Source organism: Micromonospora sp. NPDC048999 (assembly GCF_040649295.1).
Taxonomy (GTDB): Bacteria; Actinomycetota; Actinomycetes; order Mycobacteriales; family Micromonosporaceae; genus Micromonospora.
Genome location: NZ_JBEZFI010000051.1, coordinates 1 through 12170, shown reverse-complemented (window position 1 = coordinate 12170; position 12170 = coordinate 1). Strand labels below are relative to the sequence as shown.

Sequence of the window (12170 nt, the reverse complement as noted above, 5' to 3'; positions counted from 1 at the left end):
CGCCGACCTTGAACTTCGACAGGGTGGTCATGAGTTTGGCGATGGCGTCGAAGAAGGTGTTGAGGTGGGGGATCACCTTCTCCAGGTCGGTGGTGAACTGCTGGAAGGCCTTGCCGAGCAGGGCGACGAAGCCGGCGATGGCGGCGAAGCCGGCGGCGATGGTGATCATTTCGCCGACCTTGAACTTCGACAGGGTGGTCATGAGTTTGGCGATGGCGTCGAAGAAGGTGTTGAGGTGGGGGATCACCTTCTCCAGGTCGGTGGTGAACTGCTGGAAGGCCTTGCCCAGCGCGGCCACGAAGAGCGCGATGGCGGCGAAGCCCAACGCGATCATCCCCAGCTCGCCGAGGCTGAACTTGGCCAGCACGTTGATCAGTGGAATCAGCCCAGCGGCCAGCAGGGCCACCGCCGCGGCCGCCTTCAGCGCGCCCGCGCCGAAGGTGGCCAGCGCCGCGCTGACGCCGAACAGGAACGCCACGATGACCGCCAGGCCCAGCGCCAGCAGGCCGATCAGCCCCAGCAGCTTCAGCAGGTCGATGTTCGCCAGCGGATCGGCGCCGGTGACGATGATCTGGATGGTCCCGGTCAGCCCGAGGCCCTGGTTGAGCTTGTCCAGGATCGCCTGGAGCAGCCCGATGATCACCGAGCCGATCCCGCTGACCTCGGTGGCGAAGGTGGCCACCAGGCTCTCGATCCGGGCCAGCCCCTCGATGATCTGGTGCAGGTGCAGGTGGGAGCGCCCGTCCAGCCAGCGCATGTAGGCGATGTGGTCGAGCAGTTCGAGGAACGTGTTGTAGCTCAGGTATGCCACCGCCCACCGGGTGGCCTCGATGTGGTCGAGCAGCGCCTCGTTCATGATCTGGACCTTGAGCCGCCGGTCGGCGACGCCGTTGAACACGTCGACCACGTCGATGCTCATCATCCGCAGCCCGTCCTGCAGCGCCAGCAGGGCCGTCTCGATCCGGTCCAGCGGCGGGCGGACCACGTCGACCAGGCCGCTGCGCACGTACGCGCCGATCAGCCGGGCACTGTTGTCGCTCAGCGACAGCGAGATGGGCAGCACCCCGTCCACCGCGCTTCACCGTCCTTCCTGGTCTCAGTGCCGGGACTGCGCCCGGGCCCGGTCCATCTCGGCCTTCTGCTCGGCGAGCACGTCGGCCAGCAGCCGCACGTACGCGCGCCGCTCGTCGATCTCCAGTCCCATCGCCTCCGACCAGCTCCAGTGCAGGTGGTAACCGAGCGCGAAGACCTCCTGCCGGAGCCGGTCGGCGTCGGTCAGCTCGGGGTAAAAAAACTGGTCAGGTCCAGCGAGGTGCGCATCGGCCGGCCGCAGGTGCCGCAGTCGAACTCCCGGCTGAGGTCCACGCCGGGCATCTCGTCGCGGAAGGCCCATTCGATCCGGCCCCGGTCGCTCATCGTCAGGTCGGAAAGGATCTTCGTGCCGAGCGCCTCGCGGCGGTTGTCGGGCATCTCCTCCCCGTCGCCGCTGACGCTGACCAGGCAGCGGGCCAGCAGCGCGTTGGTGCCCTTGGCCGCGTTGTCCCGGGCGATCAGCGACACCCGCTCCTCGTCGGCGCCGATCGGCAGGCGGAAGCGCAGCACGTTGTACCAGGCGTCCTTGGCCCGGTCCTCGAAGCCGTCCTCCAGCTCCACCACGATCTCCGGGATCCCCAGCCCGTCGCTGCGGCGCACCGGGAAGGTCTCCAGGTCCTCCACCACCACCGTGGTCTCCCGGCACGACGGGCAGGTGTAGTGCGCCTCCAGCTCGGTGCCGAAGGTGAGCTTGCGCAGCTCCAGCAGCAGGAAGTTGCGGTCCGGCGAGGTCAGCGCGCCGATCACCGACCGGTTCACCTGGGTGATCTCACCGATCCCCCGGACACAGCCGTTGAGCAGCTCGGTGACCATCTTGCCGCCGTTGGCGCGCAGCTTGCGGTCCGCGAGCAGCGCCTCCTCGTGTCCGGTCATCTTGCGCAGCAGGGCGGTGCGGTGCAGCCGCCCGTCCAGGTCGAGGTGGCCGACGGGCAGCCGCACCTCGTGCTCGCGGGGCCGGCGGGGCCGGACCTCGATCTCGGTCATCGTCACGAGACACGCTCCAGGCCCTCGTGCTCCAGCTCCAGGGTCTGCTTGAACAACCCGGAGCTGCCGGCCTCAAGATCGGACAGCTTGGAGGACTTGACCCAGGCGCCGTAGAAGGCGAACCGGAGCACCTCCTGGCCGTTCTCCAGCTTGATCACCGCGCCGTTGCGCCGTACCGACGAGGTGTTGGTGTTCCCGTTGAGCTGGAACATCTCTGCGAACCAGTCCTTGAAGAAGCCGTCGAACCGGCTGCCGTCCATGTTGCGCTCGATGACCAGCGTGTCGAACTTGATGATGCCGCTGGAGATCTTGTGCACCGTGGGGGAACCGCCGTCGGGCTGCTCGATCGTCTCGGTCATGCCCTCGTTCAACCCGGTGACCTTGGTGACCGGGCACTGGGTGCCCTCGATCTCCACCAGGAAGCCGTGCGTACGGTACGACTCCTGGAACGTCAGCTCTGCCATCTGTCTCGCCTTTCCCGTGTGCCGCTGATCAGCCGTCGGTCGCGGTCGCGCCGCTGTCCTGCTGGCCGACGACGATGAGGATCGCCTCGGCCGGTTTGGCCGGATAGAAATAGACCTCAAGGGTGAAGAACCCGTTCGCCACGTCCGCCGGGGAGTTGTTCTCGGCGTCGCACTTGACCGTGAAGACCTGCTCGGCCGGGTCGGAGCCGAACGCCCCCTGGCGCCAGAGGCCCAGCAGGAACGGGGTGACGACGTTGAACCGCACCATCCGGCGCAGCGCCTCGTCGTGCGGTTCCTGGGCCACCCAGGTCAGGCCGTCGCGCAGCGAGGTCTTGACGAAGTTGAACAGCCGGCGGACGTTCACGAACAGCCAGCGGGTGTCGGTGGAGAGCGTCCGGGACGCGTCGACGACGATGCCGGCGCCGGGCAGCGCCCGGATGCCGTTGACCCCGCCGTTGCGGACCAGGTCGGTGTGGTCGGCGTCGGTCATGTCGTACTCGACGCCGAGGGCGTCGCAGAGCCGGGCCTCGTCCCCGGCCGGCGCCTTCCACACGCCCCGCGCGTCGGCGATGCGGGCGTACGTGCCGAGCACCTGCCCGACCGGCGGGACCCACACCAGCGGCTGCGCCGCCGCCGTGGCCACGTCGGGGTTGACCACCTGGATCCACGGGCCGTACAGCGCGCCGAAGACCTTCCGGCCGCGCAGGCCCGCCGCGTACGCCTTGGCGCCCTCGCGGTCGAAGCCGTACGGCACGGTGCCGACGAACATCGCGTCGCCGCGCCGCTCGCAGTACCCGATCGCCCCGGCGGCCACCCCGATCGAGGTGGACTCCGGGCAGGCCAGCAACTGGATCGCCACCTCGTTGAACGCCTCCAGCCCGGTGCGCTGGGCCGGGTCGCCCAGGTACGCGGTGTCGGCCGGGTCGGCCCCGTCGTCGCCGCCGGTGAGCGAGTACACGCCGGGCCCGGGGGCGTCCAGGCCGACGCCGGAGGCACTGCCCAGGTCGGTGACGACCAGGTACGCCGAGCCGCCGCGCGGATCGTTGACCACCGCCTCCACGTACGAGTCGTGGTTGTCCACCATGCTGACCGGGCCGAAGCGCTCCACCTCGGCGCCGTCGCGACGCACCACCAGGTCGAACTCGACGGTGGAGACGCGCACCGCGGCGGCCGGCAGCGCCGGGAACGCCGGGCTCGACCCCCAACCGATCAGCCGGTACGTCTCCGACGCCGCGGTGAGCTGCCGGAACGTCTGCGAGCCGGCGACCGGGGTGGCGCCGGCCAGCCCCAGCGCGGTGCGCGCGTCGCCGCCGCTGCCGGGTGCGGCCAGCGCGATGGTGGAGCCCGACCCGTCCCGGTTCGACAGCAGCGCCAGCCGGTTGTTGTGGGTGACCTCGGCGCTGAACGCGACCGCCTGCCGGTTGATCGCCGCGGCGACCTCGGCCACCGTGATCGCCGCCGGATTGGCGAAGTCGGCGCTGTGGAAGACGATCGTCTCCCCGGGCCCGCCGTCGGTGGTCACCAGCACTCCCGCGCCGTCGGCGACCGTCGCGGCCACCGCGGCGGTGCCGATCGCGTGCCCGCGCACGGCGAAGCGCACGGCCGAGCCGATCCGGAAGCCGCTCGCCGACGACAGCGCCGCCACCGTCCGACCCGCCGCCAGGGCACCGTCGCTGTTGGCGTTGCCGCCGGTGAACCCGAGCGCGGCCGGGGCGGTCACCGCGAGCCGGGACCAGACCCGGGGGTCGGTGGCGACCGCCGCGACCGCGACGGCGCCGTCCGGGGTGACCGCGGCCCGTACCGCCGTGGTCTTCCGGTTGATGACGGCGGCCACCTCCTGCGCCGACGCCGCGCCGATGGTGGCGAAGTCGGCGGCGTGGAAGGTGACGGTGCCGACCTGGTCGACGCCCCGGGTGGTGACGGTGAACTGGGCGGTGGCCCCGTCGGTCAGCGCGAACGGCTCGACGGCGCCGCCGACCACCTGGGCGGGCACCGAGGCGACGCCGAGCGGGTGCGGCTCGACGGCCACGCTCAGCGCGTCGCCCCAGGCGCCCGGTTCGGCGACACCGCGCGCGCCGGCCCGCAGCCGCAACGTCGGCACCGGGGTGCCGGCCTGGTCGTTCAGCACCACCGTGGACGCCTGGGCGCCCGCGCCGACGACCCGCACCACGTACGCGTCCGAGCCGCCGTTGTCGAAGAAGCCCCGGACCGCGTACGCACCGAACGCGTCGGCGGTGTAGCCGCCGAAACTGGACACGAAGTCGCCGAAGCCGCGGACCCGGACCGCCCGGTCGGGCGCGCCGCGCGCGCTGCGGACGAGGAACCCGGCGGTCGAGGTGGGCGCGGAGACGATCGCGGGGGACGACTTGCCGTCGACCTCCACGACGGTCACGCCGAGGTTGATGGTCATCAGCTGCTCCTAGGCTTCGGCGGCGGTGCCGCCGCCGGGCTGCTGGCCGACGATGAGGTGCACGGTCTCGGCCGGGCGGACCGGATAGAAATAGACCTCCACCCGGAACAGCCCGAGGTCCACGTCGGCGGGCGGGTTGTTCTCCGCGTCGCACTTGACGGTGAAGACCTGCTCGGCCGGGTCGGAGCCGAACGCGCCCTGCTGCCACAGGCCCAGCAGGAACGGGGTGATCACGTTGAACCGGACCATCCGCCGCAGCGCCTCGGTGTGCGGCTCCTGCCGGACGAAGCGCAGCCCGTCGCGCAGCGACGACTTGACGAAGTTGAACAGCAGCCGGACGTTCACGTACTGCCAGCGGGTGTCGGTGGAGAGCGTCCGGGAGCCGGCCACCGTGGGCGTCCGCCCACCGGGCGACAGCAGTCCGTTGGTCCGCCCGTTGCGGACCAGGTCGTCGTGCTCCCCGGCGCTGAACGCGGCGGCCAGCGACAGCGCGCCGCGTACGGCGGCGGCGTCCCCGGCCGGGGCCTTGTGGATGCCGCGCTCCTGCTCGGTGCGCGCGTAGACGCCCATCACGTGCCCGTCCGGCGGGACGAACCGGACCGGCGCCGGCCCGACCCCGGCCGGATCGGCGACCAGGATCCACGGCGCGTACAGCGCCCCGTAGACCTTCGCCCCCTGGAACTGGGCCGCGTACTCCTTGACCGCCTGGGCGTAGTGCGCGACGGTCTCGGAGTAGTCGGCCGCGGACCGGGGCGTCGTGCCGGCCGGGTGACCCCGGTCCGGGGCCGAACCGACGTACACGCAGTCGCCGCGCGCCGCGGCGTAGTCCAGCGCGCCCCGGACCACCAGCGCCTCGCCCACCGCGGGCAGCAGGTGCGCGTCGGGCACCGCCAGCAGCTGCACGGCCGCGGTGTCCAGCGCGTGCAGGCCGGTCCGCGCGGCCGCGTCGCCGAGCAGGTCGCCGGCCCCGGCGGCGGTCTCGCTGCCGCCGGTCAGCGCGACGCCGCTGGCCACGGCGGGCAGGTCGACGCCGGGCGCGCCGGTGCTCAGGTCCGCGACCGTGACGTAGCGGGAGCCGGTGACCGGGTGGTTGAGCCGGTCCAGCACGTAGTCGGGGGAGCCCGGCTGCATGGAGAGGTTCGACCAGGTCTCGACGACCGGGAACGCGCCGGTCGCGGGGTCCTGCTGCCGCACGACGAGCCGGAACTCGGCGCTGCTGACCGCCACCCCGGCGGCGACGGCCTCGCCGGTGGCGGCGCCGAGGCTGACCGTACGGGTGGCCCGGTCGACGGCCGTGACGACCCGGAACAGCGTGGTGGTGGAGGCGATCCGCAGCACCGAGCCGACCTCGACCCCGGCCAGCGAGGCGAGTTGCACGGTGGTGGCGGCGGCGGTCGCGGCGGCCCCGACGGTGGTGCTGGCCCGGGGATCGTCGCGCACGTCCAGGCGCAGCGCGTGCGCCCAGACCCCGGGGTCGGGCACGCCCCGGTAGCCGGCGCTGACCCGCAGGCTGGCGGCCGGGGTGCCCTGCCGGTCGTTCAGGGTGGCCCGGGGGGCCTGGCTGCCGGCGCCGGCGACCCGCACGACGTACGCCTCCCGGCCGCCGTTGAGGAAGAACCCGGTGACCGCGTGCGGCAGGTACCCGTCGGCGTGGTGGCCGCCGAACCGGGCGGTGAACTGGTCCAGGCTGCTGACCCGGGCGGCCTGGTCGGGCACGCCCCGGCGGGTCCGCCCGACGAACGCCGCGACGGAGGTGGGCGCGGCCGCCAGCGCGGGGCTGGCCCGCCCATCGACCTCGGTGACGTTTACCCCTACCTGAAGTGCCATCGCTACGAGTTCCTTTCTGGCGACATCCGGACCGTCCCTTGCCCGACGAGGCGGCGGAGCAGGCCGTCGGCGGCGGTGCCGGAGGCGACGACGAGACGTCCGCGGGCCGGCAGCACCTGCCGGCCGGTGGGCAGTTGCAGTTCGACGGGGGCCGAGGTGAGGTTCTCCAGGACGGTGGTGCCGGCGACCGGCCGGCAGACCAGCCGCGCCGGTGCGGTGCGGTACGGGTCGCGGTGTGCCGCGTCGCCGGTGAAGCCGAGGACGGCGGCGGCGTCCGACACGTCCGCCGCCGGCGGGCTCACCGTGAGCCGTGACCCGACGCCCTGGGTGGGGGAGGTGAGGCGGACGCGCCCGTCGCCGGTGACCCGGGCGACCGCGCGGCGCAGCTGCCGGTTGATCCGCGCCGCCACGTCGTCGGCGCTCCACTGGCCCTCCTGGTCGTCAAAGGTGACCTTGCGACGGGACCGCCCGTCCACCTGCACGGACATCGACGCTCCGGCCGGCAGCGCGTACGGGCCGGCGGTGCCGCCGGTGAGCACGGCCGAGCCGGGCCCGTGGCCGGTCACGGCGACCGGGCCGCCCGCGCCCAGCCCGAGGGCGGCGGCCGCGGTGGAGGCCGCCGGGTCGATCTCCAGCACGGTGCTCTCGCCGGTGCCCTCGGTGGCGAGCACGAGCGCCCCGTCGGGGTCCACGTCGGCGGTGACCCCGTCGACGCCGTCGAACGCCGCGGCGAGCTGCTCGCCGGTCGCGCGCAGCTCTGCGCCGTCGGCGGTGGCGTCCGGCACGGTGTCGGTGTCGAAGGTCAGGGTCTGCCACGGTCCGTCGTCGACGCGCAGCACGAGGGTGGCCCCCTCGCGGAGCCGGTAGCCGGTCATATCCGGAGCACGATTCCTTCCTGGTCCTCGGGCCCGGGCGTCGGCGGCGGCGCGGATCCCGCCGGGTCCCACGGGGTGTCCAGCGGGCCGGACTGCAGCCGCGCCTGGCGCACCCACGGCGCCTCGGTACGGGCGCCCTGCTCGACGCGGGTGCCGACGTGCAGGTAGACGGGGGCCGGCACCGCGCGGGTGCGGATGTCCAGCGGTGGCGGCAGCAGCGTCTGCACCGGCAGGACGGTGCCGTTGACGCGCAGCCCGGTGTCGACGCCGACCCGGCGCAGGATCTCCGTGCGCAACGCCAGCGAATGGGCCCGGTGCCGGGCCGCGGGCAGGATCTGGTACTCGGCGAGGACGGGTCGCGGCGGCGGGCGCAGGCTGCACACCGTCAGCCCGTCCCGGACGCGGAACGAGTCACGTTGCGGGATGTTCCAGCCCCGTTCGGGCTCCTCGCGCTGGTCGGTGAGGGTGACCAGCACGACCGGATCGGGCAGCCCGTCCACGGCGGTGACGTCGGTGAACGGGGGTTCCTCGACGACCACCGGGGCGGTGACGCTGACGCTCCCCCCGGGGCCGACGGCCGCACCCAGTGCGGGGGTGACGGTCAGGGTGGTCGTGCCGGCCACCTCGTCGTGCGCCGCTGCGGTCACCGCGTGCCCTCCCGACGTGCCGTCCACGGTGAGCCGGTTCCCGGGGTACAGCGCGCGGTTGAGGCCGACGACGAGGGTGGTCGCGCCGGCCGCGGCCGGCTGCACCGGCAGCGCGGTCACGCCGGGCAGCGGCAGCCCGTCGAGCAGCCGCACCAGCGCCGTCTCGACGTCGAGCAGCGCCTCGTCGCGCACCGCCAGCAGCTCGTCGAGGTGGATCTCGAAGGGCACGTCGGTCAGGACCCGCAGGGTGAGGCCCGTGACCTGGCCGCGCCGGTCGCCGACGACGCCGAAGCGGTGCTGTTCCCAGGTCCGCCGCCGGTTGACCGGGATCAGCCAGCGGTGCTCCTCACCGGGTGCGTCGGCCGCGTCGGAGTAGGAGAGTTCCAGCAGGAAGGGCGCGGCCGGCGTGCCGTCGGCGGCGCGCGAGGCGTACGTCCAGAGCCGCAGCTCGTCATAGTCGGTGAGGTCCAGGGGCGCCGGCGGGGTGAGCTGCGCGGTGACGCCCGCGGCCCCGGCGTGCGCGGTGAGCCGCAGGCTGCCGGCGCCCTGCACCCGGAACCCGGTGACGGTGCTGTCGAGCAGGGCCGGGGCCGAGGAGACCCAGGGCTGCTCGAAGCCGTGCACCAGTTCACTGGCCATGCCGTTCCCCCTCACCCTCGTCCGCTCCCGCCGGCTGTCCCGCGCACCGCTGCGCCTCGTCGTCCGCCCGGATCGCCGCCGCCAGCTCGGCCGGGGTCGCGCAGGCGACCTCGACCAGCTGCGGGCGCATCCGGTAGCTCACCGCCGTCCCCGCCCCGGTGACGGCCAGCACCCGGATGCCCGGGTACTGGTCCAGCAGGTGCGTGGCGACCCCGGGCAGCGCACCGGCGGTGGCCGGCACCACGACCACGTCCGCCGCCAGCGCGCCGGCCGCCTGCAACAGCTCCCACGGACCGGCGGCGACCCCGACCAGCTCCAGGTCCGTCTGTTCCTCGACGGCCGCCAGAACCGCGTCCCGCACCGTCGTCGCCACGCCGCCGAGAAGTATGCGAATTGCTGGCACCATCGGCCTCCTCCGTGCGGCACCTATCACGGTACGAATGGGGGCGGCGGTCGAGAATGGAGCTTGGTGCCCATTTAGGGACCAGGGCGCGGACTGGTCCTTTGGTACCAGGACCGGTGGTACCCCATTGATTTCCTCGGCCGCCGGGATGCATTGGTTGTCCGCTGTGCGACACCAATTCAGGCGATCAGCGAAATGCGGTCGGCCGTTCGCCGAAAGGGGTGGACGATCGGTTTTCCGGACCGGACCTGAACGGGGTCCTCCGCGCGTCACCGCCCCTTTTTCGCCGGGGCCATCACCCGACCGGTGTCACCAGTCGGGCGCCCGGGCGGGGCGGCGGGCGCCGCGCACCAGGGCCGCCGCCTCGCCGCGACGGCTCACCTCGAGCTTCTCCAGCAGATTGTGTACGTGGTTCTTGACGGTGCGGATCTCGATGTTGAGCTTGCGGGCGATCTCCTTGTTGGACATGCCCTCGTCGATGAGACCCAGGATCTCGCGCTCCCGGGTGGTCAGCCGGCTCTCCCCGGCGGGACCGCCCGGAACGCGCCCGCGCTGCCCCATCCGGCGCATCAGCGCCGCCGCCACCGGGGGAGGGCACGTCACCTCGCCGCGCCCGGCGGCGGCGACGACCCGCAGCAGCCCGTCGCTCGTCTCGTCGCGCAGCAGGTAGCCGGTCACCCCCGCCTCCGCGCAGGCCACCACCTCGTCGTCGGTGCCGGAGACGCCCAGCGCGATGACCCGGGTGTCGGCCGCGGCGGCGACCAGCCGCCGGCAGATGGCGAGGCTGTTCCGCGTCGCCAGGCTCACCAGCGCCACCGCGAAGCCGTGGTCGGCGACCGCGCGCAGGGCCTCCTCGGCGTCGGCCGCCCCGGCCGCCCGTTCGACGAACGGTTGCGCGCGCAGAACATCGAGCACGTGATCGCGGAAGAGCCGAATGTCGTCCACCACGAGGACACGCACCGATGTCCCCTCGGATTCAATCATCACTGTGCGTCTCCCCGGCCCGGACGCGGCATGGCCACCGCCCTGTGCACAGGAGATAACTCGGCGGCCCGCACGCACAAGTCCTGTGACACCTAGTCGACATGGTCACGCCGTGCGGGACGCGCCCGACGGCTTATGATCCGCCGACTTTGTCGCGGTGGTGGACAATGCGTCATGTCGTCGAACCGCTGTGCGGACCGTCCATTCCAGAATTGCGGTCCATGCCGCGCGGCAAACATCGGTCGGGACCGACCGACGACAGCGTTGCGGGCGCGCCGTCGACTCCGGTAGGTTCCCGGGTACGCCGACGAGCCGGAAGGAGGTCAGAACAATGTCCGATGTTCTGCGCCCCGTCCGCGTACCGGCGTCCTCGCGGAGCTGACCGGGGCGTACGCCTTCCCGGAGGACCCTCCTCATGACCGACCTGGTCATCCGCCCGCTCGTCGCGGGCGAGGAAAACCTGTTCGACTCCCTGCCCGACCCGCTGCCGCAGCTGCGCCAGATGGGCTACGCCGACGGGGTCGCCGGCGGCGGCTACCGCCCCGAGCGCACCTGGGTCGCCCTGCGCGGCGGCCGGGTCGTCGGCCGCGCCGCCTGCCTGCCTCCGCCCGGTGCGGCCCTGGCTGGACTGGTTCGACCTGACCGCCGAGCCCGAGGTCGGCGCGGCGTTGCTGCGCGCCGCGCACAGGCGTTCGGCGGCCCGCTGTCCTACCAGGCCACGCTGCCACCGCTGCGGGTGCCGAAAACCTATCCGTGCAGTTCAGGCGGCATGTTCGTATTCATTGAGGAGGCCGCCGAGACGGTCCCGTCGGCGGATAGTTCGTGGCGGCAGGTTTGGATCCACCGCTCCATGATCGAGTTCATCCGGGGAATCTGGACACCGCTGAGCACGATCATGGTGCCGGTGTCGGCGAGGATGGCGTCGAACAGGGCGGGGTACTTGCCGTCGCGATCGCGGATGAGGTACTTCACCTGGCATCCGGCGTCTTGAACGTCCATGGCGAGGTTGCGGGCGGCCTGGGCTACCCACGCCGCGGTCGGGTGGGCGGTGGCGCCGAGGATACGCACCCGGCGTGTGGCGTGTTCGATGATCGCCAGCACGTACGGTCTGGCGCCGTTCAGCGTGGAGGCTTCGAAGAAGTCGGCTGCGATGATGGCTTGGGCTTGGGAGCGGAGAAACGCGGCCCAGGTCTGCGATGTCCGCTGGGGTGCCGGGTCGATGCCGGCGTCCTTGAGGATCAGGATCTCCGCATCCTTGGCGCTGTCGCTCATGGGTAGCAGCCGCAGCAGCGTGAGCGCGTTGGTCACGCCGAGGTAGGCCAGTCGAAGCAGCACAGCCAGGCATCATCGCCCAGTCATCGCCGACGATCCGATGCATGCCGCAGAATTCGACCAGCGCAAGATCCTGCCGCGGTGGTCAGAGTAGCCGTGACCAGAGCGGACGACATTATCGGCACCCGCACCCCTCGACGACCTGTTCGGCGCGTAGCGACGATGCCGACCATGGCAAGGTGAGCGCGCCTTCCCCTGACTAGCCTATGTAGCCCGCCCTGGCGGCGTGATGGGGAAGGGCTCCGCATTGCGCCACGCGGCAATTTCAAGAACTCCGGATTCTACGGCCGTACTGGCACACCGGGGCAGGCAGCAGAATTGATTGCATTGAGCCTTTTTCAAGCTGATCTTGCAGCTCAGGGCGGGTGCGGCGAGCCCCGAGATCGATGAGGGCGAGGCTCCAGGTAAGACAGCAGTTGACCAAGATCCGATGCCCCGACCGGGAGCCTCGCCTGTGCTGTCTTACCCCTCCACGATCCCGCTGTCCAGCCGAACCCTGAACCACCTCGCCGA

General features: G+C 72.3%; 10 protein-coding genes. All 10 read right to left on the bottom strand.

Annotated features, from left to right (window positions below):
- The coding region (locus tag AB0C02_RS29820) for a hypothetical protein (RefSeq protein ID WP_357552460.1) at positions 1 to 1072 on the bottom strand (1072 nt) is incomplete at its 3' end.
- Between the two features lie 203 nt (positions 1073 to 1275).
- Entirely contained in the window at positions 1276 to 2082 is an 807-nt protein-coding gene (locus AB0C02_RS29815; RefSeq protein ID WP_357552459.1) for a hypothetical protein, read from the bottom strand.
- Positions 2079 to 2540: a phage tail protein gene (locus AB0C02_RS29810; protein ID WP_046566633.1), complete on the bottom strand. Its 462-nt coding sequence runs from the start codon at positions 2538 to 2540 to the stop codon at positions 2079 to 2081. Before AB0C02_RS29810 ends, AB0C02_RS29815 begins: the two co-directional genes overlap by 4 nt.
- Positions 2541 to 2568: 28 nt before the next feature.
- Complete coding sequence (locus AB0C02_RS29805) at positions 2569 to 4950, bottom strand: phage tail sheath C-terminal domain-containing protein (RefSeq protein ID WP_357552458.1); 2382 nt, start codon at positions 4948 to 4950, stop codon at positions 2569 to 2571.
- Positions 4951 to 4959: 9 nt separating this feature from the next.
- Positions 4960 to 6777, bottom strand: coding sequence for a hypothetical protein (locus AB0C02_RS29800; RefSeq protein ID WP_357552457.1), 1818 nt, complete (start codon positions 6775 to 6777; stop codon positions 4960 to 4962).
- 2 nt (positions 6778 to 6779) lie between these two features.
- On the bottom strand, positions 6780 to 7652 hold the full coding sequence (locus tag AB0C02_RS29795; RefSeq protein WP_357552456.1) for a hypothetical protein: 873 nt from the start codon (positions 7650 to 7652) through the stop codon (positions 6780 to 6782).
- The gene (locus tag AB0C02_RS29790) at positions 7649 to 8938 is read right to left on the bottom strand and encodes a hypothetical protein (protein WP_357552455.1); all 1290 of its coding nucleotides are present in this window, start codon (positions 8936 to 8938) and stop codon (positions 7649 to 7651) included. The genes AB0C02_RS29795 and AB0C02_RS29790 overlap by 4 nt, the downstream gene beginning before the upstream one ends.
- The gene (locus tag AB0C02_RS29785; RefSeq protein ID WP_357552454.1) at positions 8928 to 9344 is read right to left on the bottom strand and encodes a hypothetical protein; all 417 of its coding nucleotides are present in this window, start codon (positions 9342 to 9344) and stop codon (positions 8928 to 8930) included. The genes AB0C02_RS29790 and AB0C02_RS29785 overlap by 11 nt, the downstream gene beginning before the upstream one ends.
- Positions 9345 to 9650: 306 nt before the next feature.
- Positions 9651 to 10301, bottom strand: a complete 651-nt coding sequence (locus AB0C02_RS29780) for a response regulator transcription factor (protein ID WP_357552453.1) — start codon at positions 10299 to 10301, stop codon at positions 9651 to 9653.
- A 771-nt stretch (positions 10302 to 11072) separates the two neighbouring features.
- Positions 11073 to 11660, bottom strand: a complete 588-nt coding sequence (locus tag AB0C02_RS29775; protein ID WP_357552452.1) for a hypothetical protein — start codon at positions 11658 to 11660, stop codon at positions 11073 to 11075.
- Positions 11661 to 12170: the final 510 nt, after the last annotated feature.